This is a genomic window from Rhodococcus spelaei (assembly GCF_006704125.1).
Classification (GTDB): Bacteria; Actinomycetota; Actinomycetes; order Mycobacteriales; family Mycobacteriaceae; genus Rhodococcus_G; species Rhodococcus_G spelaei.
The window spans coordinates 261,307-282,773 of the sequence record NZ_VIGH01000009.1; the positions used below are offsets into that span (position 1 = coordinate 261,307).

Consider the following 21,467-nt stretch of genomic DNA (forward strand, 5'->3'; position numbering starts at 1 on the left):
AACTAGCGCAGCGCGACCAGGTCGTCGCCGCGCTGTTCGAGCAGCACCCCACCGAGTGCGGCGCTGGTGATCGGCGCGCCGCCGAGGGTGGCGGGCGTAGGTCCGGCCCGGTCCACCGGGACGCGCCGCACCTCGGCTCCGGTGGTCGGGTCGACCACCGCGACCGCACCGTCCACCGGCACCAGGAACTGGCCGGCCATCGCGGTGCCGGGACCGAGGGCGCCGTCGACAGTCCAGCCCGGCGTGAAATCGGTTGCGCGGAGGCTGATCACGCGAGATCCGGTCCACCATGCGAAGATCGGACCGGACCGCACCACCCGGGCGGTGGGGGAGACGTCGCCGCTGACCGGGAACTGGTTGACCAGCGAACCGGAGCCGTCGTAGACGGCGATCCGGGCGCCACCGCCCACGCCCGGCGGTGCGTACACCGCGGTGCGGTCGCCGGACACGGCGAGCACCGCCGCGCCGGTGACGTCCTTTCCGGCGTCGTCGAGCAGGGTCGAGCCGTACTCCTCGGGCTTCGAATTGTCCTTGGGGGCCGGATTGAGGATGCTGATCCGATCCGCGGACTCGCCGGGGCAGCGCTCGAGCACCGCGAGCCGGCTGCTGCTGGACGCGGACGAGAGCAGCGTGCAGCCGGAGCGGGGTTGGGCGCCCGGGTTCACCGGCGCGTCGACGCGGCCGAACTCGAGGGTGCGCACCAGGTCCGAGCGCCACACCTCGAGTCGGGACGATCCGCGGGAGGTCAGGTAGGTACCGTCCTCGGACAGCGTCACCGACTCGTCGGCGTCGCTGTTGCGCTGGGCCTGCCGCGCACCGGTCGAGCCGTCGAGTTGCGTGACCTGGCCGCAGCCGAGCCGGTCACGATAGACCGCCACGACGGTGTGCCAGGCGTCGACCGCGCCGCACAGCGGCATGTCGCGCTGGTAGCGCCACAGTTCGGTACCGGTGGCAGGGTCGCGCCCGAGCACGGTGCCGTCGTCCGCGGTGACGACGGCACCCCCCGCGACCAGCGGGAACGCGGTCTCCCGACTCGAGGCGCGCCACGCTTCGGTGAGGGTCTCCGGGACGGACAGCGCCGTCTCGGCGGGCGCGGCCGGGTGCTCCGCGGTGACCGAGACGGTGCCCCTGGCGTCACTGCGCAGCCAGATCACGCCGGCGGCGACGAGCACGACCACCGCGATGGCGCAGGCGGCGACGACGTCGACGCGCGTGCGCCGCTCGGGTGCGACCATGCGGCCGGTTACTCCGCGGGGGTGGCGACGGCGGCCGAGGCGCCCGCGGCGGCGGGCTTGCGACGGCGACGGCGACGGCGTGCGGGTGCGGCGTCCGCGGACGGTGCGGTGGTCTCCGCCGCCGATGCGTCGGCGCCCGCCGTCGAGGCCGCGGGGGCCTCACCGGCGTGACCGCCGCGGGTGCGCTTGCGGGTGCGCGTGCGGCGCGGACGATCCGCCTTCTCGGCGTCGCCGGTCTCGGTTGCCCGCTCGGTGGACGAATCCTCCTGGGGCCGTTCGGCCTTCGGTCGGCGGATGGTGCCCTTGGCGTCGGTCGGAATGCTCAGCTCGGCGTAGAGGTGGTCCGAGCTCGAGTAGGTCTCCACCGGATCGGGGATACCGAGGCCGAGGGCCTTGTCGATGAGCTGCCAGCGCGGGATGTCGTCCCAGTCGACGAGGGTGATCGCGATGCCGGTGCGGCCGGCGCGACCGGTGCGACCGATGCGGTGCACGTAGGTCTTCTCGTCCTCGGGGCACTGGTAGTTGATGACGTGCGTGACGTCGTCGATGTCGATGCCGCGGGCGGCGACGTCGGTCGCGACCAGGACGTCGACCTTGCCGGTGCGGAACGCCTTGAGCGCCTTCTCGCGGGCGATCTGACCGAGGTCGCCGTGCACGGCGCCGACCGTGAAGCCGCGTTCGTTCAGCTCGTCCGCGACCTTCTGCGCGGTCCGCTTGGTGCGGGTGAAGATCATCGTCGCGCCGCGGCCCTCGGCCTGCAGCACCCGGGCGACCATCTCCGCCTTGTCGAGCGCGTGCGCGCGGTAGATGTGCTGGGTGGTCCGGTCGTGCACGGCGGAGTCGTCCGCCTGCTCGGCCCGGATGTGCGTCGGCTGGGTGAGGAACGTGCGGGCGAGGGTGATGATCGGACCGGGCATGGTGGCCGAGAACAGCATCGTCTGCCGCTTGTCGGGAACCATCCCGAGGATGCGCTCGATGTCGGGCAGGAAGCCGAGGTCGAGCATCTCGTCGGCCTCGTCGAGGACCAGGACGCCGACCTTGCCGAGGATCAGGTGGCCCTGCTTGGCGAGGTCGAGGAGGCGGCCCGGGGTGCCGACGACGACGTCGACGCCCTTCTGGAGGGCCGCGATCTGGGTCTCGTAGGGGCGGCCGCCGTAGATGGAGAGCACCTCGAGCTTGCGGTCGCCGGCCTCGAGGTACTTGCCCGCGTTGACCAGGTCCTCGGTGACCTGGATGCAGAGTTCGCGGGTCGGCACGATGATCAGCGCGCGCGGGGTGCCGTCGAGCACGGTCGTGCCGGAGTCGGCAGTGGCGATGCGGTGCAGCAGCGGGACACCGAAACCGAACGTCTTGCCCATGCCGGTGCGGGCCTGGCCGATCAGGTCGTCGCCGGCGAGGGCCAGCGGCAGGGTCAGTTCCTGGATGGCGAAGGTGCGGTCGATACCGATCTCAGCGAGGGCCCGGACGATCTCGTCGCGGACACCGAGTTCGGCGAACGTGGGGGCGGTGTGGGTCTCGTCGAGCTGGGCGGACAATGTCGTTTCGCTCGCATCGTCTTCATGGTCGATCGTGATCTTGCTCAGTGCTCTGGCCTTCCTCGTTGGCACGCGCGCACGAGCTGGGGCCAGGCCGGGAGTCGGCCGATGTCGGTGCCCTCGTCCGTGAGTCGCGCTTCCTGCTGCCCGGCGTGGAGATCGCGATGATCTCGACGCGGCGCGGGAAGGGACCTCGAATCAGGTGCGCGCACATTATCTGCGGGGTGCCGCGCCACAATCGCGTGCCCATATGCTCGGGCAACGGGCGGCTCCCCGCGTCAATGGTAACTTGCGCGGCCGTGTTCGCAGGTAAGGCCATGGGAAATGTCACGTCGGAGGCGTGGCGACCGCGCGGTCTAGGCTAGCCGCATGGCAGCCAATTCCGCGGATTCCCTGACCCCAGCAATCGCCGCCGACCACCCCGGTGTGGGCGAGTTGTTCGCCGTTCTGGCCTACGGCGAGATCTCGGCGTTCTATCGCCTCGCCGAGGATGCGCAGATGGCCCCCACACTGCCGGGCAAGGTCGCGCTGGCCAGCATGGCTGCCGCGGAGATGAACCACTTCGAGACCCTCCACGCGGCGCTCACCGCCCGCGGCCAGGAGATCTACGCCGCGATGGCCCCGTTCGTGAAGCCACTCGACGATTACCACGCCTCCACTCGGCCCTCGACCTGGCTCGAGTCGCTGGTCAAGGCGCACGTCGGCGACGGCATCGCCGCCGACTTCTACCTGGAGATCGCCGACGCCCTCGATCCGTCGGTCGCGGCGGTGGTGCGCGAGGTGCTCGCCGAGACCGGCCACTCGGAGTTCGTGGTCCACGAGGTCAGTGCGGCCGTGGCGGCGAGCAAGCGGGACAAGGATCGACTGATGCTGTGGGGCCGCCGACTGCTCGGCGAGGCGATCACCCAGGCGCAGTTCGTGATGGCGCAGCGGGAGGCGCTGACGGAACTGGTGATCACCGCGACCGGCGACCTCAACAGCATCGCGGCGCTCTTCGACCGCATGCAGGAGCGGCACGCGGAGCGGATGGCGGTCCTCGGCCTCGTGTGAGTGCGAGGTGTTCGCTATCAGCACACCGTCGAGTGCGGCAGAGGCTCACTCGGCTGCACTAGCCTGAGGCCAGGTAGTTGACGGCACGAGATTTCGGAGGTTGGCCGTGGAGGTCAAGATCGGCGTTTCTGACAGCCCGCGCGAGCTGATCGTGAACAGCGCGCAGACCCCGGAGGAGGTCGAGGCGCTCGTCGCCGCCGCGTTCAGCGGCGACTCGGCCGGAGTCCTCGCCCTCACCGACGACAAGGGCCGCAAGTTCCTGATCCAGGCCGGCAAGGTGGCCTACGTCGAGATCGGGCCCTCGGACAGTCGCAAGGTCGGCTTCGCAAGCTGACAGGTCGCAGACACGACGATGGGGCGCGGATCTCGATCCGCGCCCCATCGTCGTTGTCGTTCAGGACTGCAGCGGTACGTGCGACAGACCACCCCAGGCGAGCACGACGGTGGTGTCGACAGCCTCCTCCTTGGGAATCGGCCGGTTCGCCTGCAGCCAGTATCGGGCGGTGAACTGGCTGGTGCCGACCAGTCCGACCGCGAGGATGCGGGCCCGGTACGGGTCGAGTCCGGAGTCGTGGGCGACGAGGTCGAAGACGGCGTCCACGCAGGCCTCGGTGGCCCGGTCGACGCGGGCGAGAACCTGCGGATCGCCCATCAGGTCGGATTCGAAGACCAACCGGTAGCCCTGGCTCTCGTTGTCGACGAAGTCGAAGAACGCCTGCACCGCGGCGCGCACACGCTGTCGGTTGTCGGTGGTCGAGCGCAGCGCCTGCCGCACTCCGGAGATCAGGCTGTCCACGTAGCTCTGCAGGACCGCGAGGTAGAGGTCGAGCTTGCCGGGGAAGTGCTGGTAGAGGACGGGCTTGCTGACGCCCGCGCACTCGGCGATCTCGTCCATGCCTGCCGAGTGGTAGCCGCGGCTGACGAAGACCTCGCTGGCGGCCTGCAGCAGTTGCAGTCGACGTTCGTCCCGGGGCAGGCGGGTGCTGCGCTTGGTCGGTCGCCCTGCCGGTGTTGCGGAACGATCGGACGAGGTCCGGTCAGCGAGTTCTGTCATCGTGCTCCCAATCTGCGTAACCACCATCGCGGGCCTCGTGCGACGTGGGTGAGGGTGCTCACTGCACTGGGTGCACAAAGTAGTCGAACGATACCGGACTGTTCCCGGGCTGTTCCGCGTAATGGCGAGTGCTGTGCGGACCAGTATTCCAGGTACGGCAACCCGTGTCGGTGAGCAGTCTCGCTGAGCGGCTCGACAGTGAGTGGCATCACCGTCGGCGCCACTCGCGATCGGCGCGCCGAACGTAGGTGGCTCGGGACTGTGAGATTCTGGCTTGGTGACGGATCGAGGTGGACCGCGTCTGCGCGGCGAGAACCCCAGGGTTCCCGGCGACCGCGCCCACTCCGACGACACCTTTTCGGACGAGCGCGAGCGGCGGGTCGGATCGCACCAGCCGTTGCGCGCACAGTGGGACCCGATCGGTGGGGAATCCGGCCGGCCCCGAACTCCCCGTCCGGAACGCACCGCGCGCAAGCAGAGCAAGCTGGGCAGGTTCGTCGCCATGTACGGCTGGCGCGCCTACGCGATCCCGATCCTGCTGGTCGTCACCGTACTGGTCGTCGTGGACGCCGTACGCGGTGGCGGCGGCACCTCGGATCAGGGCGCGACGGCCGACCCGGGTTTCGGCACCCGCAGCACCGGCACCGACGGCACCGGCGTGGTCGGTGCGCCGCCGAAGGGTGACGGTGCCTTCGCCGCGTCGGTCCCGTCCGCCGCGCTCCCCGACGGTGGTGCGTTCACCGCGACCGGCGCCGGGACCTGGCGAGTGATCGGCGGCGCCACCCCGAAGACCGGTGAGGGCAAGGAGCAGGTGTTCACCTACACCGTCGAGGTCGAGGACGGGGTCGACACGGCGGGCTTCGGCGGCGACGAGTCCTTCGGGCGGATGGTCGACCAGACGCTGGCCAACCCGAAGAGTTGGACCAACGACCACCGATTCGCCTTCGAACGGATCGACAAGGGCGAACCGAGCTTCCGTATCTCGCTGACGTCGCAGATGACCACCCGGCAGGCCTGCGGGTACGACATCCCGGTCGACAGTTCGTGCTACAACCCCGGCATCGACCGGGTCGTGCTCAACGAGGCGCGCTGGGTGCGCGGGGCGATCGCCTTCCAGGGCGACATCGGGTCCTATCGGCAGTACCAGATAAACCACGAGGTCGGGCACGCCATCGGCTACCAGCAGCACCAGCCGTGCGAGGTGGACGGCGGACTGGCACCGGTGATGATGCAGCAGTCCTTCGGCATCTCGAACAACGACATCGCCAGGCTCGACCCCGAGGGCGTGGTCCCGATGGACGGCAAGACCTGCCGGTTCAATCCCTGGCCGTACCCGCGGGGGTAGACGGCCCGCGCCGGGGGACAATGGGATCTGTGTCGTCCAATCCCTCGTCCAGCACCTCCCTGCCGCCGCTGGTGGAACCCGCCGCCGAGCTGAGCCGGGCGGAGGTGGCGCGGTACAGCAGGCACCTGATCATTCCGGACGTCGGGATGGTCGGGCAGAAGCGGCTCAAGAACGCCCGGGTGCTCGTCATCGGGGCCGGCGGACTGGGCTCGCCCGCGCTGCTCTACCTCGCCGCCGCGGGGGTCGGCACGCTCGGCATCGTCGAGTTCGACGACGTGGAGGTGTCGAATCTGCAGCGGCAGGTGATCCACGGTCGGTCGGACGTCGGCAGGCCCAAGGCGCACAGTGCGCGCGACTCGATCATCGAGATCAACGACAACGTCGACGTGCGACTGCACGAGTTCCGGCTCGAACGGGGCAACGCCGTCGACCTCTTCGCGCAGTACGACCTGATCCTCGACGGCACCGACAACTTCGCGACCCGCTACCTCGTCAACGACGCCGCCGTGCTGGCGGGCAAGCCGTACGTGTGGGGTTCGATCTACCGCTTCGAGGGTCAGGCGTCGGTGTTCTGGGAGGCTGCTCCCGACGGACGCGGTCTGAACTATCGCGACCTCTACCCGGAGGCCCCACCGCCGGGGATGGTCCCGTCCTGCGCGGAGGGTGGGGTGCTCGGCGTGCTGTGTGCGTCCGTCGGCTCGATCATGGCGACCGAGGCGATCAAGCTGATCACCGGTATCGGTGAGTCGCTCCTGGGCCGGTTGATGATCTACGACGCGCTGCAGATGAGCTACCGGACCATTCGGCTGCGCCGCGATCCCGCACGCGAACCGGTCACCGAGCTGATCGACTACGACGCGTTCTGCGGCGTGGTCTCCGACGACGCCGTCGCGGCGGCGGCCGGGTCGACGATCACCGCGCCCGAGCTCGCGGCAATGCTGGACGCGGGCAAGGAGATCGAGCTGATCGACGTCCGGGAACCCGTGGAGTGGGACATCGTGCACCTGCCGGGGGCGGTCCTGATTCCCAAGGATCGCATCCTGTCCGGTGAGGCCCTGTCGGAGTTGCCACAGGACAAGCCGATCGTGTTGCACTGCAAGACCGGGATCCGGTCGGCCGAGGTCCTGGCCGCGCTGAAGCAGGCGGGATTCGCGGATGCGACGCACCTGCAGGGCGGAATCGCTGCCTGGGCCCAGCAGGTCGACACGACGCTGCCGGTCTACTGAGCGGCGGCGCGTCAGGCTCGACGCGCCGCGTCACGGCGGTAGCGTTGGGGACGTGAGCTCCGTCGAACCACCCTCGCATGTGCGGTCCACCTTCGGCCTTCGTGAGGTCGAGCCGATCCCGCTCGGCGCCGACTGGGAAGGCGGCTGGCGCTGCGACGACGTGGTGCTCTCGCCGGTCGCCGATCACGCCCGCGCGGCCTGGTCGGCGAAGGTGCGCGAGACGCTGAACCCGGACGGGGTTCGGTTGGCACGGCCGGTGCGCGCGACGGACGGTCGCTACGTGGTGTCCGGTTGGCGCGCAGACACGTTCATCGAGGGTTCGCCCGAGCCCCGGCACGACGAGGTGGTCTCACTCTCGATGCGGCTGCATGCGGCGACCGCGCCGCTCGAGCGCCCGCGGTTCCTGGTGCAGCCGCCGGTCGCGCCGTGGGCTGACGTCGACGTGTTCGTGGCGGCGGATCGGGCCGCGTGGGAGCAGGTACCGCTGCGAGGCGTCAAGGGACAGTTCGAGGCCACCTCGGCCGACGGTCGCACCAGCGTCGAGTTGATCGGTCAGTTGGCCACGCTGCGCAAGCCGGTGCACAGCCCCGACCAGTTGGTGCACGGGGACCTGTTCGGGACGGTCCTGTTCTCGGGGTCCGAAGCGCCCGGCATCGCCGACATCACCCCGTACTGGCGGCCCGCGGGGTGGGCGGCCGGCGTCGCCGTCGTCGATGCGTTGTCCTGGGGTGGCGCGGACGAGGAGCTCATCGGGCGCTGGGAAGACCTGCCCGAGTGGCCGCAGATGTTGTTGCGCGCGTTGATGTTCCGCCTTGCGGTGCATGCCCTGCATCCGCGGTCGACGGCAGAGGCGCTGCCCGGGCTGGTGCGGACAGCGGACCTGATCCGGCTGATGCTCTGAGCGCCTACGGCGCGTCCACCCGCCCGTCCGGGTGCTTGGCGAACCGGCTGGCGTCGGCCGCGTGCACCGGACCGTCCGAAGGCCACGGCCAGCCCCCGAACCGGGTGCGGCGGTAGTCGTCGAAGGCCTGCTCGAGCCCGGCCTGGTCGTTGAGGACGAAGGGTCCGTGCTGCGCCACGGGTTCGCCGATCGGCCGCCCCTGCAGAAGCAGGATCTTGATGCCGACGTCGCCCGCGGTCAGCGTCACCGGTGCGGTGGCGTCGACGAGCGCGCCCGACCCGGTGTCGACGCGGGTCTCGCCGATCCGCACCGACGAACCCTCGTACACGTACAGCACCCGGTGTGTGTCGGGTCCGGACGCGGCGGGGAGGTCGATCCGCGCGCCGGGTGCCAGGTCGAGGTGCCAGATCGCCAGGTCTGAGTTCGCCTCCGAGGCCCACGACTCGGGTGGGGGAGCGAGCGGGTCGACGCCGTCGAGACGTCCGGCGATCACGGTCACCTCGGTGGCCCGGCCTGCCTCGTCGGTGCGGGTCACACGCGGGGTCTGCTCGTTCCAGAACATGGAGAAGTGCGGGTCGGCGGTCTTCGACGCGGCCGGCAGGTTCAACCAGATCTGGAACAGCTCGAGCGGATTGGGGCGGTCCTGGTTCAGGAGCGGGAACATCTCCGAGTGCGAGACGCCGCGGCCGGTGGTCAACCACTGGGTGTCGCCGTCGCCGTACCGGGCGGTGGCGCCCATGGAGTCGGCGTGGTCGACGCTGCCCTGTCGCACGTGGGTGACGGTTTCGAAGCCGCGGTGCGGATGCTGGGGGAAGCCCGGGACGGTGTGTCCGTGGTACATGTTCCAGCCCGCGGGATTGCCGAAGTCCTGGCCGAGGGGCCGTCCGTCGAGTGAGGCATTCGGCCCGAGGTCGGCGGTCGCCTCCGGGTACTGGTCGTGGTGGTAGGCGACGAACAGGAAGGGATCGACGGCCTGCCAGGGCGTACCGAGGCGGAATTGCTGGAGGACGGGATCGGAGGTCGGCACGGGTCAGCCCTCGGCGCGCTTCTCGATGAGTTCGGTGAGGAACAGGCGCGCGACCGTCGCGGCGCGCTCGCCGTCGCCGTCGACCACGGCCTGCACGAGTTCGGCGTGCTCGGCCTCGTAGGAGTGCGGGGGGTCGACCGGCTGTTCCGTGATGGTTGCCGTGATTGCGGGCAGCAGGGAATCGTAGAACTCGAGGTAGACCTCGTTGTGGCTGGCGGCGACGATCGCCCGGTGCAGGGCCACGTCGGCCGCCACCGCGGCCGCAGTGTCGTTCTCGGTGGCGTCGTCTGCGTTGCGCCACAACAGGTTCCGCGTTTCGAGGAGTCGGCGCAGGTTCTCGATGTCGGCGGAGTCGCGTCGACGGGCGGCGAGGGCGGCGGCGGTGACGTCGAGGGTCTGGCGCAGTTCGAGGACGTCCCGGGCGTGAGCCGAGGCGAAGTACTTCGCCAGCGTGCCGCACAGGTCACTGGTGGCGATCACATACGTGCCCGACCCCTGCCTGCGCTCGAGCATTCCGGCGTGCACCAGTGCCTGCACGGCCTCGCGGACGGTGTTGCGTCCGGTTCCGGTCAGCTCGGCGAGCTCGGGTTCGGTGGGGATCCGCTCGCCGACGGGCCACCTCCCGGCCGCGATCTCGGCGCGGAGTTGGTCCGTGACCTGGGCGATGAGACTGGTTCGGCGTACGGGTTGCACGAACCGCATCATAGTCGGTTGCATCGGATCATCCAGTCATCCTATGATTTCTCGGTCCGGAGTCGGGCGAAATTCGAGAGTGCGCGAGGTGAATGGTGACGGTACAGACGGCCCGACCGCAGGACCAGGGGATGTCGCGGCGCTCGCTCGCGGCGGGTCGGCTGATCGTCCTCGTCGCCATCGTGCTGTCCGCGCTCACGCTCCGGACGGCGGTCACCTCCATCACCCCGCTGCTCGACGAGATCGGCGCGGAGATCGGCTTCAACTCGACCGTGACCGGGGTCTTCGGCATGCTGCCGACGGCGATGTTCGCGGTGTTCGGCATCCTCACCCCGCGATTCGCGCTGCGTTTCGGGCTGGAGCGGGTGGCGCTGGCGGCGATGGTGATGACCGCGATCGGCATCGCAACCCGCTCGGCCATGTCCGGCACGCTCGGGCTGCTGCTGTTCTCGGCGCTGGCGCTCGGCGGCATGGGTATCGGCAACGTGGTGATCCCGCCGCTGGTCAAGCGCTACTTCTCGGACCGGTTGGCCGTGGTGAGCACCGTGTACATCACGTGCGTCCAGATCGGAACCATGCTGCCGGCGCTGGTCGCGGTGCCGCTCGCCGACGCCTTCGGCTGGCGGACCTCGCTCGGGGTCTGGGCGTTGTTGCCCGTCGCTGCCGCACTTCCGTGGATCGGGGTGATCGCCAGTCGCCGCGGTCGGGACCGGTCCGATGTCACCGCGGAGGAGACCGCCGCATCGGGCGAGCCCGTCGGGCAGGCCTGGCGGTCGCCGGTCGCCTGGGGCATGGCGGGCATGTTCGGCATGACGTCGCTGATCACCTATTCGATGTTCACCTGGATTCCCAAGATCCTCACCGAGGCCGGGGCCAGCACCGGGTTCGGTGGCACGATGGTCGCGCTGTTCTCCGCCGTCGGGTTCATCGCCGCGATCGGCGCGCCCTCACTGTGCACCCGGATCGCGAACCCGTTCCCGGTGGTGCTCGGCTGCGTGGTCTGCTACCTGGTCGGGTTCGGCGGGCTGCTGTTCGCCCCGATGGCCGCGCCGGTCGCCTGGATCATCGCGATCGGGCTCGGCCCGAGCACGTTCCCGATGTCCCTGACCCTGATCAACCTGCGCACCAGGACCGGCGCGGGCTCGGCGGCGCTGTCCGGCTTCACCCAGGGCCTCGGCTACGCGGTGGCCTGCATCGGACCGCTGCTCTTCGGCGTGCTGCACGACGCGACTGACGGGTGGACCTGGCCGTTCGCGCTCCTGCTGGTTGCCGTGGCGGTGATGACCGTCGGCGCCTACCAGGCCTGCAAACCCCGCTACCTCGAGGATTCCTGGGGCGCGCGTCACACCGGGTAACACGGCGTTTACCTGGGCAAACGCCCTCACCGACCCGGGTCGGCGATGGTGAGCGCAAGTTCACTGCAGGGTCACTGACCGCAGCGCCCAGGCAACATCCGACTCGTAGTTTTGGGTTTCCCACACAACGAGGAGGCCCGGTGACCACACGTTCGGACGACGCCACGGCAGTAGCCGGCGCAGCCGAGGCAACCGCCTCGCCGCGCCCGCACTACATCGAGCACTGGGACGCGGAGGACGTGGCGGCCTGGGAGGCCGGCGGCAAGCAGATCGCGCGGCGCAACCTGATCTGGTCGGTCATCGCAGAGCACGTCGGTTTCTCGGTGTGGTCGATCTGGTCGGTGATGGTGCTGTTCATGCCGGTCGGGGTCTACGGCATCGACGCTGGTGGCAAGTTCTTCCTCGTTGCGGTCCCGACCCTGGTCGGTGCCATCTTGCGGATCCCGTACACCGTGGCCACCGCACGATTCGGCGGGCGCAACTGGACCGTCTTCAGCGCCCTGGTGCTGTTCGTGCCGCTGCTGGCGACGCTCTACCTGATGCTCAACCCCGGCTTCTCCTACACCACGTTCCTGCTGGTGGCGGCGCTGGCGGGTGTCGGCGGCGGCAACTTCGCGTCGTCGATGACCAACATCAACGCCTTCTACCCGCAACGACTCAAGGGCTGGGCGCTCGGCCTGAACGCGGGCGGCGGCAACATCGGCGTCCCGGTGATCCAGCTTGTCGGCCTGCTCGTCATCGCGACCGCCGGCAACACCAAGGCCTGGATCGTCTGCGCCGTCTACCTCGTCCTCGTCGGCGCCGCGGCAGTCGGCGCGTCGTTGTTCATGGACAACCTCGGCAACCAGAAGGCCGACCTACGGGCCATGGGCGCGGCCCTGAAGTACCGCGACTCCTGGGTCATCGCCTTCCTGTACATCGGTACGTTCGGCTCCTTCATCGGGTACAGCTTCGCGTTCGGTCAGGTCATGCAGATCAACTACCTCGCCGGCGGCGACACCCCGGTGCAGGCGGCGCTGCACACCGCGCAGATCGCCTTCATCGGCCCGCTGCTCGGTTCGATCGCGCGTCCGATCGGCGGCAAGCTCGCCGACCGCATCGGCGGCGGCAAGATCACCCTGTACACCTTCGTGGCGATGGCCTTGGCGGCGGCGGTGCTGGTCACCGCGAGCACCAACGGTTCGACGACCGCGCTGGTGCTCGGGTTCACCGCCCTGTTCCTGCTCTCGGGCCTCGGCAACGGCTCGGTCTACAAGATCATCCCGTCCATCTTCGAGGCCAAGGCGCAAGGCATGGACGAGCTCGGTGCGTCCGAGAAGGCGGCCTGGTCGCGCAGCATGTCCGGTGCCCTGATCGGGTTCGCGGGCGCAATCGGTGGTCTCGGCGGCGTCGGCATCAACCTGGTGCTCCGCGCCTCCTACAACAGCCCCGCGAAGTCGGCGACGATGGCCTTCTGGATCTTCCTCGCCTTCTACCTGGTGTGCGTGGTGGTGACCTGGGCGGTGTTCCTGCGCCGTCCGGCCGAGCGCGGCGTCGCCGACGACAGCCAGACATCCGTGCTGGCCTGAACTGCAGTCCAGAACAACGGCATTCGAATGATCTATCGAGGAAGAGGCGCGGCATGAGCGACAAGTCGGTAGTGGTCGTGGGCCACGGAATGGTCGGACACCGGTTCGTCGAGGCGCTGCGGGCGCGCGACGAGGCGGGCGCGTGGCGGGTCACCGTCCTGTGCGAGGAGGCGCTGCCCGCCTACGACCGGGTGGGACTGTCCTCGTACGTCGGTTCCTGGGACGCAAAGGAACTCGCCCTCGCGGGTAATGACTACGCCGGTGACTCCCTGGTCGACCTGCGCACCGGCATCCGTGCCGAGAGCATCGACCGCGCCGGACGCACCGTCACCACGTCGGCAGGCGAGAGCCTCGACTACGACGCCCTGGTGATGGCGACGGGCTCGTACGCCTTCGTGCCGCCGGTCCCCGGACACGACCGCCCCGAGTGCTTCGTCTACCGGACGCTCGACGACCTCGACGGCATCCGGGCCCGCGCCGAGGCGGCCGGTCCCGGCGCTGTCGGCGTCGTGGTCGGCGGCGGCCTGCTCGGCCTCGAGGCGGCGAACGCCCTGCGGCTCATGGGGATGACCCCGCACGTGGTGGAGTTCGCGCCGCGCCTGATGCCGCTTCAGGTCGACGAGGGCGGTGGCGCGCTGCTCGCCCGGCTGGTCACCGAACTCGGCGTCACCGTGCACGCGGGCGTCGGAACCGCCGGCATCACCGAGGGCCCCGACGGCGTGACCGTCGAACTCTCGGACGGCTCGGTCATCGAGGCGGCGCTGCTGGTGTTCTCGGCGGGCGTGCGACCGCAGGACCAGTTGGCTCGCGACGCCGGCCTGGAGGTCGGCCAGCGCGGCGGCATCGTCACCGACCTCGGTTGCCGCACTTCGGACGAGGCGATCTACGCGGTCGGCGAGTGCGCCGCGGTGGAGGGCACCTGCTACGGACTGGTCGCGCCCGGCTACACGACAGCGGAGATCGTCGCGGACCGGTTGCTCGGTGGCGCCGCCGAGTTCCCCGGCGCGGACCTGTCCACCAAGCTCAAGTTGATGGGCGTGGACGTCGCCAGTTTCGGTGACGCGCACGCGACGACGCCCGGCGCGCTCGAGGTGGTGCTCTCCGACGCGGCCAAGGGGACCTACGCCAAGCTGGTCGTCTCGGACGACGCCAAGATCCTGCTCGGCGGCATCCTGGTCGGCGACGCGACGCCGTACGCCTCGCTGCGCCCCCTGGTCGGCCGCGAGCTGCCGGGCGATCCCGCCACCCTGATCTCGCCGGCGGGGGAGAAGCCGGGGGTCGGGTCGCTGCCCGACGACGCCGAGGTGTGCTCGTGCAACGGCGTCACCAAGGGCACGATCTGCGGCGCCATCGCCGACGGCGCGTGCGACATCGCGTCGGTCAAGTCCTGCACCAACGCCGGAACCACGTGCGGCGGTTGCCTGCCCACGATCAAGCAGTTGCTCGCGTCGTCCGGTGTGGTGATGAGCAAGGCCCTGTGCGAGCACTTCGAGCAGTCCCGCGCCGAGCTGTTCGAGATCATCCGGGCGACCGGCACCCGCACGTTCTCCGCGCTGATCACCAAGTACGGCAAGGGCACCGGCTGCGACATCTGCAAGCCGGTGGTGGCCTCGATCCTCGCCTCGACCGACTCCGATCACATCCTGCACCGCCAGCAGGCCTCGCTGCAGGACACCAACGACCACTTCCTGGCCAACATCCAGAAGAACGGCACCTACTCGGTGGTGCCGCGGATGCCGGGCGGCGAGTGCACCCCGGAGCAGCTGATCGTGATCGGCGAGGTGGCACGCGATTTCGGTCTCTACACCAAGGTCACCGGCGGCCAACGGATCGATCTGTTCGGCGCCCGCGTCGAACAGCTCCCCGCGATCTGGAAGCGACTGGTCGACGCGGGCATGGAATCCGGTCAGGCGTACGGCAAGTCGCTGCGCACGGTGAAGAGCTGCGTCGGGTCCACCTGGTGCCGCTACGGCGTCCAGGACTCCGTCGGCATGGCCGTGGGACTCGAGAACCGTTACCGCGGACTGCGTTCCCCGCACAAGATCAAGTTCGGCGTCTCCGGGTGCGCGCGTGAGTGTGCGGAGGCCCGGGGCAAGGACGTCGGCGTCATCGCGACCGAGCACGGTTGGAACCTGTACGTCGGTGGCAACGGCGGACAGTCGCCCAAGCACGCGCAGTTGCTGGCCGGCGGTCTGGACGACGAGACGCTCGTCCGCTACATCGACCGGTACCTGATGTTCTACATCCGCACCGCGGACCGGCTGCAGCGCACCGCGCCGTGGGTGGAGGCGATGGAGGGTGGACTCGACCACCTCAAGGAGGTGGTCTGCGAGGACAGCCTCGGCATCGCGGACGAGCTCGAGTCGGAGATGGCCAAGCACGTGGAGGGTTACCAGGACGAGTGGGCGGGCGTGCTGGAGGACCCCGAGAAGCTCTCGCGGTTCGTCTCGTTCGTCAACGCCCCGGAGGAGGCCGACCCGACCGTGGTGTTCGACGAGTCCGGTGCCCGCAAGGTTCCGGTCCTGATGGGCATGCCGACTGTGCGGTAGCGGCCTGCTTACGCTCCGGGAATCGTGCCTTAACGCCCAGGTAACACCGGAAACGTAGAAAGTAAGCCAGCACGAAGGAGGGGTCGTGATGACCGTTATCGAAACGAGGGCCCACAACGTGACCGGACACGGACGCGAGAGCGTCAACGACGGAAAGCTCGAGTGGACCTCGGCCTGCCCGCTCAGTCACCTGATCCCCGGACGGGGAGTGGCGGTGCTCATCCGCGGTGTCGAGCAGGCCGCGCTGTTCCTGCTCGAGGACGGTTCGCTCTACGCGGTCGGGAACATCGACCCGTTCGGCCGGGCCGCGGTGATGTCGCGAGGGCTGGTCGGGGACCGGGCAGGCGAACCCATCGTGGTCTCGCCCCTGCTCAAGCAGGTCTTCTCCCTCGCCGACGGCCGCTGCCTCGACGACGAGTCGGTACGGCTGCCGGTCTACGACGTGCGCGTGTGGGCCGGCGTGGTGCAGGTGCACAGCGGCTCTGCCGCGCATTCTGCCGACGGCTCCGACGCGCAGATTGCCAGCGCGTGAGCGAGACGGGGGCGGTGCCCCGGATCGGTGAACCGTTGCTCGGTTTCACGGTCGGGGTGACCGCGGCCCGGCGGTCGGAGGAGTTCAGCACCCTGCTGACCCGGCGCGGGGCGACGGTCGTCGCGGCGGCCGCGATCCGGATCATTCCGCTCGTCGACGATGCGGAGTTGGAACGGGTCACCAGGGAGTTGATCGACTCGCCCGCGGAGATCACGGTGGCCACCACCGGCATCGGCTTCCGGGGCTGGATGGAGGCCGCGGACGGCTGGGGCCTCGCCGAGGGCCTGACGTCCGCACTGTCCGGGTCCAGGATCCTCGCGCGCGGTCCCAAGGCCAAGGGCGCCATCCGGGCGGCCGACCTCCGCGAGGAGTGGTCGCCGCCGTCGGAGTCGTCGGCCGAGGTGATCGACCACCTGCTGGCAGAGGGCGTGGAGGGCAAGCGGATCGCGGTGCAGTTGCACGGCGCCACCACCGAATGGGAACCGCTGCCCGACTTCTGCGAGGTACTGCGGCTGGCGGGTGCGGAGGTGGTTCCCGTACCGGTGTACCGGTGGACGCCGCCGGAGGACCAGACCGGCATGGATCGGATGATCGAGGCGACCGTCGGTGGTGCGCTGGACGCGGTCAGCTTCACCAGCGCGCCCGCGGTCGCGTCGATGTTGATGCGTGCCAAGGAGATCGGACTGGTCGACCCGCTGCTGCACTCGTTGCGCACTCGGGTCCTCGCGGTCTGCGTCGGACCGGTGACCGCGGCGCCGCTCGAGGCGCTCGGCGTCCCCACCACCATCCCGTCCCGGGCCCGGCTCGGGTCGCTGGCCCGGCACATCGCCGAGGAGCTCCCGCGGCGGTCGGTGCGGCTGCGGGTGGCCGGTCACGACCTGAGCGTGCGTGGCGGGTGTGTGGTCGTCGACGGCGAGGTTCGCCAGTTGGCCCCCGCCGCCATGGCATTGATGCGCACGTTGGCGCACCGGCCGGGACGAGTGGTCTCGCGCGAGGAACTGCTGGCGGTGCTGCCCGGCGGCGGCGGAGACACCCACGCCGTGGAGACGGCGATCGCCCGCCTGCGGGCCTGCCTCGGCGCGCCGAAGATCGTGCAGACCGTGGTCAAGCGCGGCTACCGGTTGGCCCTCGACCCGGTGGATTGCGGGGACGAGCCGGTCACGGGGAGAGACGATGACTAGGCCGACACTGGTGCTGGTCGCCCACGGCACCCGAAGCACCCGGGGCGTGGACATGGTCGCCGCGCTGGCCGACCGGGTGTCCGCGCAGGTGGGCACCACGCGGGTCGCGTTCGTCGACGTGCTCGGCCCGTCGCCGGCGGAGGTCCTGCGGGACCTTCCAGGTTCGGCGGTCGTGGTGCCGGCCTTCCTGGCCTCCGGCTATCACGTGCACACCGACGTCCCGCGCGAGGTCGCGGACTCGGCGCATCCGCAGGTGCACGTCACCCCGGCGCTGGGCCCCGACCCGGTGCTGGCGCGGGTGCTGCTCGAGCGACTGCGCGAGGCAGGCTGGCGCGACGGCGACGCGGTGGTGCTCGCCGCCGCCGGGTCCTCGGATCGTCGGGCGCTGGCGGACGTGCGCCGGGCGGCCGCGATGCTGGCCGAGCTGACCGGCGACCGAGTGGAGATCGGGTACGTGGCCACGGCGGAGCCTCGCGTGCCGGACGTGGTCCGGAGGATACGCGAGACCGGCGGTCGTCGGGTGTTCGTGGCGTCGTACCTGTTGGCGCACGGTCTGTTTCACCGGCGCCTCGAGGAGTCGGGTGCGGACGGCGTGGCCGAGCCGCTCGGAGTGCACCCGGACCTGGTGGGACTGCTCGTCGAGCGCTACCGCAGCGGAAGTAGTTCCGCGATGCCGTCGTCGGGCGTTGCCGGTTCGATGACCGCGAGGGCCTGAGCTCCGACGAGCGCGGCCAGGTGGGCGGTACGCACGTGGCCCGCCGCGTGCCAGCGACCGTCGGGCATGCGGGTGACCGGGACGATCCGCGGGAAATCCGAGCTCGCCTGAGCGGCGTTCGCGACGACGCCGGTCGTCGGGACAGGGCTCGGTTCTCCGGTGAGGGCCGCGACGACGGCGGGCGCCGTCAGCAGCAGCGTCGCGACCGCGGCATACGGATTTCCGGGCAGTCCCAAGACGATTCGGCCGTCCGGTAGCGACGCAACGACCTGGGATCCGCCCGGACGCACCTGCACCCGCCCGACTATCGTCCGTGCGCCCCGTCGCTGCAGCGCCAGGCGCATGTGGTCGGCCGCCCCGCCGCCGGTGGCGCCGACGATCACGATCAGCTCGGCGTCCGCCCCGGTCGCCGCGGCAGGCTGCCCGAGCAGTTCGTCGAATCCGCCTGCGGTGTCGCGCAGGTGCGACTCGGTGGCTGTACGTACCCCGCACCACGACAGGAATTGCGGCAGCAGCGGACCGACCGAGTCGCGGGTCTGTCCCTCGCGCAACGGGCCGTCCCGGCGGATCTCGTCCCCGGTGACCACGACGTGAGCGCGGACCGGACCGCGGACCGTCAACGCCGCGACCTCGCCGCTGAGCGCGACGGAGGCGACCGCGGGGGTGACACGGGCGCCCGCAGTCGCCAGCAGGGCGCCGGGCCGCCAGTCTTCGCCGCTGCGCCGGGTGTCGTCGCGGACCGGTACGTCGGGTCGCCGACTGACGGTGGTTCCGGCGAGTTCGACGTGCTCGTCGCGCACCACCGAGGTCGAGCCCGGCGGCACGTGCGCCCCGGTCGCGATCCGCACCGCGTGTCCGGGCGTGAGCGTGAGGTCCTCCTCGGACCCCGCGTACCTGATCGCGGTGTCGAGTTGCCATGGCCCGGAACCGGACACGGCATAGCCATCCATCGCGGAGACGTCGAACCGGGGAAAAGGAGCGGCGGCGATCAGCGACTCCGCGAGCACCGAGTCGAGAGCGAGTGTCGGCGGCAGGACGCGCGTGGCCAGGGGAGGGATGTCATCGCGGATCGCCCGCCGGGCCTGCGTGATCGTCATCGGCGCGGCGGCGGTGCGGGCCCGGGCGGCCGCGACGTCCGCCTCGGTGTCGCAGTCGGAGATTCCCGACATCTGGACGGTGACATGGTTTTTCGGAACCAGTGACTTCATGGCGCGGTTGACGAGCCCGTCCGGCTCGAGTGCGTCGAGTCGGGCCGTGAGCGCTCCGGTTCGCCACAGTCCGAGCAGGAACTGCACCCGGCCGGTCTCGTCAGTCGCGAACGCGGCGTCGGCGGCGGGTTCGGCCGCGAGCGCGGCGAGCAGGCGTTCGATGGTCGACGGCGTGAGGAACGGAAGGTCGGCGGCCAACGTGACGACCAGGTCGGCGCTGACCTCCCGCAGTCCGGCGGCGAGCGCCGAGACCGGGCCCGCACCGTGCGGTGACTCCTGGGTCTGGCGGATGGTCGGGTCCAGGTCGTCGCGATGCGGCCCGACGACCACGACTCGGTCTGCGGCGGCGACGGCGTCGAGCGCGGTGTGGAGCATCGAGCGCCCGCCGACCTCGATGGACGGCTTGTCGACGCCGCCCATGCGGCTGGCCGAGCCGCCGGCCAGGACGATGGCGTCGAATGGTGTGTGGGCGCTCATCGGTTCATCGTTCCATGTCGGGAGGGGCGATGTCCCTCGCCGCGCGAACCCCTACCCACGCGCCCGCCGCCACGAACCCGCCGAGCAGGATCGCGCCGCACAGCGACACGGCCGTGCGTGCGGATTCCGACACGGGGAACAGGGTGGCGATCCCGGCGGCCGCCAGGCACCAACCGCCGATCTCGGCGAGGCGGCCACCCGCCCGGTGCGCGGCCGCCCACGCCTCGTCGCTGGCCATCGTCGTCGGCGTCCGGAAGCCGACGAACCCGTTGCGGCGCAGCCGGCCACGTGCGCCGGCCCGCGCCACCCAGATGACGACTGCCCCGCCGCCGGTCAGTGACAGGAAAATCAGGGCGTGCGTGGCGAGCGACTCCATGCGGCCGAGGCTACCCGGGATACCAGTGTCCGAACAGCGGCTCGAGGACGGTCCGCACCGGTCGGGTAAGGGTCTGGCCGTACCGGGAGAACAAGTCGTCGCGAGAATCGAAACTGCCCAGCGACTGAACGACGAAGCCGGACAAGTCGAGGCAGCTGGATGATGTCGTGCCTGCGCTCCAACTGATGGGATTGCGAGCCGCGGCGTCGAACAGGGTCTCCTCGCCACTGTTGGCGAAAGGCTCAGGCGCCGTGCAGCTTTCCCCGACGAATGCGGCTGATGCATCGATCCATTCGCCGTCGACGAGGAAGCTCGGCCAGGCGAGGAGTACACGGTCGGGGACGAATGGTCGCAGGTAGCGGAACCGCGGATACCAGAACTCGCCGCGCAGGACCAGACCCTCGACGCGGGTGCTGATTCCGTTGCGTCTTGCCAGCGCCTCGACTACCGCGAGCCGTTGGCTGCACGAGCCGCGCCCGCGCGCGACGGTCACCGATGCCGGTTGCGTGTCGTCGAGGGCGTACACGGCGCGGATGTGCTGTTGGACCCAGCGGTGGGTCGACCGCAGGAAGTCGTCGGTGGTCGCGGGCGTGGTCTCGAGGTGGTCCCAGTCGAGAATCGGGGTCGCGTCGACTCCGCCCTCGGACTCGCCGGTGGTGGGTACGAGCTCACGTCCGCGCCAGCTGGTCATCAGTGTGCACGTCATGGCGCAACGCTAGTCGTATCTCCGTCGGACGATCGGCTGGGTGATGTCGTGTTGACCGATGGTGTTGTGGGCGTGGATGACTGCGTCGGTGAGCATGTCGTAGTGCCATAGTCCTGCGGTTTTGAGTTGGTGGTGCAGGACGCAGAGGCACTGGAGGTTGGTGGCGATGGTCCAGCCGCCGAGCCAGGGGCGGGTGTGGTCGAAGGGGACGATGTGGTCGATCTGGCAGCGGTCGGCGGGGACGGTGCACCCGGGGTGGCGGCAGTGGCCGTCGCGCAGTCGGATGGCCGCGGCGAGGGCGGCGTTCGGGCGGTAGGTGAGGGCGCCGGGTGGTGGGTCGGTGAATCCGCCGTGGCCGTCGGGGAAGAGGGCTCGGACCGAGTCGGGGTCTGTCGTGAGTTGGCGGCGGAGGGCGTCGAGGTGGGCGGCGCGCTGTCGTGGGGTGTGTAGGGGGTCGGGGCGTGTTCGTCGGGGTTGGGTGCCGGCGGGCAGGATGTGGGAGCGGCAGACGGTGAGGCCCGAGTTGCGTTGGCGTGCAATGGTGTCGGGGTCTGGTGGGCTGGCCGGCTCCGGCTCCGGCTCGGGCTCCGGCGCTGGTGCCGCCGTGTAGGTGTCGTCGCGCCTCGCTGCCTGGTAGTCCTCGCGGGCGTCCTCGTCTTCGTCGTGGTGGGTGCGGTAGTTGCCGTACTTGTTGTAGAGGTCTTCGAGGGTGTCGGTGGCGAAGTCGAGGAGCG

The 21,467-nt window shown here is 70.2% G+C and carries 20 protein-coding genes; 11 read left to right on the plus strand and 9 right to left on the minus strand.

Going from position 1 to position 21,467, the window contains the following annotated elements:
- Positions 1-2 precede the first annotated feature (2 nt).
- Together FK531_RS19700 and FK531_RS19705 are read right to left on the minus strand one after the other, a co-directional pair.
- On the minus strand, positions 3-1,235 hold the full coding sequence (locus tag FK531_RS19700; RefSeq protein WP_142102384.1) for an Rv3212 family protein: 1,233 nt from the start codon (positions 1,233-1,235) through the stop codon (positions 3-5).
- A gap of 8 nt (positions 1,236-1,243) precedes the next feature.
- On the minus strand, positions 1,244-2,842 hold the full coding sequence (locus FK531_RS19705) for a DEAD/DEAH box helicase (protein ID WP_142102386.1): 1,599 nt from the start codon (positions 2,840-2,842) through the stop codon (positions 1,244-1,246).
- A gap of 297 nt (positions 2,843-3,139) precedes the next feature.
- On the opposite strand from FK531_RS19705, the gene FK531_RS19710 reads away from it, so the two are divergent.
- Positions 3,140-3,820 (plus strand): ferritin-like fold-containing protein, encoded by a 681-nt coding sequence (locus FK531_RS19710; RefSeq protein ID WP_142102388.1) that lies wholly within the window; start codon positions 3,140-3,142, stop codon positions 3,818-3,820.
- A 106-nt stretch (positions 3,821-3,926) separates the two neighbouring features.
- The gene (locus tag FK531_RS19715) at positions 3,927-4,154 is read left to right on the plus strand and encodes a DUF3107 domain-containing protein (RefSeq protein WP_142102390.1); all 228 of its coding nucleotides are present in this window, start codon (positions 3,927-3,929) and stop codon (positions 4,152-4,154) included.
- A gap of 60 nt (positions 4,155-4,214) precedes the next feature.
- Here FK531_RS19715 and fasR read toward each other — a convergent pair whose 3' ends face one another.
- Positions 4,215-4,874 (minus strand): HTH-type transcriptional activator FasR, encoded by a 660-nt coding sequence (gene fasR / locus FK531_RS19720; protein ID WP_142102392.1) that lies wholly within the window; start codon positions 4,872-4,874, stop codon positions 4,215-4,217.
- A 277-nt stretch (positions 4,875-5,151) separates the two neighbouring features.
- On the opposite strand from fasR, the gene FK531_RS19725 reads away from it, so the two are divergent.
- The 3 genes from FK531_RS19725 to FK531_RS19735 are packed head-to-tail and all read left to right on the plus strand — an operon-like array spanning position 5,152 to position 8,346.
- Entirely contained in the window at positions 5,152-6,219 is a 1,068-nt protein-coding gene (locus FK531_RS19725) for a DUF3152 domain-containing protein (RefSeq protein ID WP_142102394.1), read from the plus strand.
- A 29-nt stretch (positions 6,220-6,248) separates the two neighbouring features.
- Positions 6,249-7,445 (plus strand): adenylyltransferase/sulfurtransferase MoeZ, encoded by a 1,197-nt coding sequence (moeZ, locus tag FK531_RS19730; RefSeq protein WP_435531075.1) that lies wholly within the window; start codon positions 6,249-6,251, stop codon positions 7,443-7,445.
- 52 nt (positions 7,446-7,497) lie between these two features.
- On the plus strand, positions 7,498-8,346 hold the full coding sequence (locus FK531_RS19735) for a TIGR02569 family protein (protein ID WP_142102398.1): 849 nt from the start codon (positions 7,498-7,500) through the stop codon (positions 8,344-8,346).
- 4 nt (positions 8,347-8,350) lie between these two features.
- On the opposite strand, the gene FK531_RS19740 is transcribed toward FK531_RS19735, so the two are convergent.
- The gene (locus FK531_RS19740) at positions 8,351-9,373 is read right to left on the minus strand and encodes a pirin family protein (RefSeq protein ID WP_142102400.1); all 1,023 of its coding nucleotides are present in this window, start codon (positions 9,371-9,373) and stop codon (positions 8,351-8,353) included.
- Between the two features lie 3 nt (positions 9,374-9,376).
- Positions 9,377-10,066: a FadR/GntR family transcriptional regulator gene (locus FK531_RS19745; protein WP_142102402.1), complete on the minus strand. Its 690-nt coding sequence runs from the start codon at positions 10,064-10,066 to the stop codon at positions 9,377-9,379.
- Positions 10,067-10,158: 92 nt separating this feature from the next.
- Between FK531_RS19745 and FK531_RS19750 the strand changes: the two genes are divergently transcribed.
- The 6 genes from FK531_RS19750 (at position 10,159) to FK531_RS19775 (ending at position 17,966) form a co-directional block, all read left to right on the plus strand.
- On the plus strand, positions 10,159-11,421 hold the full coding sequence (locus FK531_RS19750; RefSeq protein WP_435531076.1) for a CynX/NimT family MFS transporter: 1,263 nt from the start codon (positions 10,159-10,161) through the stop codon (positions 11,419-11,421).
- 215 nt (positions 11,422-11,636) lie between these two features.
- The gene (locus FK531_RS19755) at positions 11,637-12,989 is read left to right on the plus strand and encodes an MFS transporter (protein WP_246098282.1); all 1,353 of its coding nucleotides are present in this window, start codon (positions 11,637-11,639) and stop codon (positions 12,987-12,989) included.
- Positions 12,990-13,042: 53 nt separating this feature from the next.
- Positions 13,043-15,538 carry a nitrite reductase large subunit NirB gene (gene nirB, locus FK531_RS19760; RefSeq protein ID WP_142102406.1) on the plus strand — a complete coding sequence of 832 codons (2,496 nt, stop codon included), beginning with the start codon at positions 13,043-13,045 and terminating at the stop codon, positions 15,536-15,538.
- Positions 15,539-15,626: 88 nt separating this feature from the next.
- Complete coding sequence (nirD, locus tag FK531_RS19765) at positions 15,627-16,070, plus strand: nitrite reductase small subunit NirD (RefSeq protein WP_142102408.1); 444 nt, start codon at positions 15,627-15,629, stop codon at positions 16,068-16,070.
- The gene (locus FK531_RS19770; RefSeq protein ID WP_246098273.1) at positions 16,067-17,251 is read left to right on the plus strand and encodes a uroporphyrinogen-III synthase; all 1,185 of its coding nucleotides are present in this window, start codon (positions 16,067-16,069) and stop codon (positions 17,249-17,251) included. Before nirD ends, FK531_RS19770 begins: the two co-directional genes overlap by 4 nt.
- Positions 17,244-17,966 (plus strand): sirohydrochlorin chelatase, encoded by a 723-nt coding sequence (locus tag FK531_RS19775; RefSeq protein WP_142102409.1) that lies wholly within the window; start codon positions 17,244-17,246, stop codon positions 17,964-17,966. The genes FK531_RS19770 and FK531_RS19775 overlap by 8 nt, the downstream gene beginning before the upstream one ends.
- Here the strand turns inward: FK531_RS19775 and FK531_RS19780 are convergent.
- From FK531_RS19780 to FK531_RS22500, 4 genes are all read right to left on the minus strand, one after another.
- Positions 17,897-19,651: an NTP transferase domain-containing protein gene (locus FK531_RS19780; RefSeq protein WP_142102411.1), complete on the minus strand. Its 1,755-nt coding sequence runs from the start codon at positions 19,649-19,651 to the stop codon at positions 17,897-17,899. The genes FK531_RS19775 and FK531_RS19780 overlap by 70 nt on opposite strands.
- Before the next feature lie 4 nt (positions 19,652-19,655).
- Complete coding sequence (locus tag FK531_RS19785; protein ID WP_142102413.1) at positions 19,656-20,027, minus strand: SdpI family protein; 372 nt, start codon at positions 20,025-20,027, stop codon at positions 19,656-19,658.
- A 10-nt stretch (positions 20,028-20,037) separates the two neighbouring features.
- Positions 20,038-20,733 (minus strand): transglutaminase domain-containing protein, encoded by a 696-nt coding sequence (locus FK531_RS19790; protein WP_142102414.1) that lies wholly within the window; start codon positions 20,731-20,733, stop codon positions 20,038-20,040.
- Between the two features lie 9 nt (positions 20,734-20,742).
- Positions 20,743-21,467: HNH endonuclease (locus tag FK531_RS22500; RefSeq protein WP_181763040.1), on the minus strand; the 725-nt coding region annotated here is incomplete at its 5' end.

Excerpts from the sequence above, each read along its gene's own strand:
- FK531_RS19750 (WP_435531076.1), top strand. The coding sequence starts at position 10,159 with ATGGTGACGGTACAGACGGCCCGACCGCAGGACCAGGGGATGTCGCGG.
- FK531_RS19790 (WP_142102414.1), bottom strand. The coding sequence starts at position 20,733 with ATGACGTGCACACTGATGACCAGCTGGCGCGGACGTGAGCTCGTACCC.
- nirD (WP_142102408.1), top strand. The coding sequence starts at position 15,627 with ATGACCGTTATCGAAACGAGGGCCCACAACGTGACCGGACACGGACGC.
- FK531_RS19785 (WP_142102413.1), bottom strand. The coding sequence starts at position 20,027 with ATGGAGTCGCTCGCCACGCACGCCCTGATTTTCCTGTCACTGACCGGC.
- FK531_RS19700 (WP_142102384.1), bottom strand. The coding sequence starts at position 1,235 with ATGGTCGCACCCGAGCGGCGCACGCGCGTCGACGTCGTCGCCGCCTGC.
- FK531_RS19710 (WP_142102388.1), top strand. The coding sequence starts at position 3,140 with ATGGCAGCCAATTCCGCGGATTCCCTGACCCCAGCAATCGCCGCCGAC.
- FK531_RS19775 (WP_142102409.1), top strand. The coding sequence starts at position 17,244 with ATGACTAGGCCGACACTGGTGCTGGTCGCCCACGGCACCCGAAGCACC.
- nirB (WP_142102406.1), top strand. The coding sequence starts at position 13,043 with ATGAGCGACAAGTCGGTAGTGGTCGTGGGCCACGGAATGGTCGGACAC.
- FK531_RS19780 (WP_142102411.1), bottom strand. The coding sequence starts at position 19,651 with ATGAGCGCCCACACACCATTCGACGCCATCGTCCTGGCCGGCGGCTCG.
- fasR (WP_142102392.1), bottom strand. The coding sequence starts at position 4,874 with ATGACAGAACTCGCTGACCGGACCTCGTCCGATCGTTCCGCAACACCG.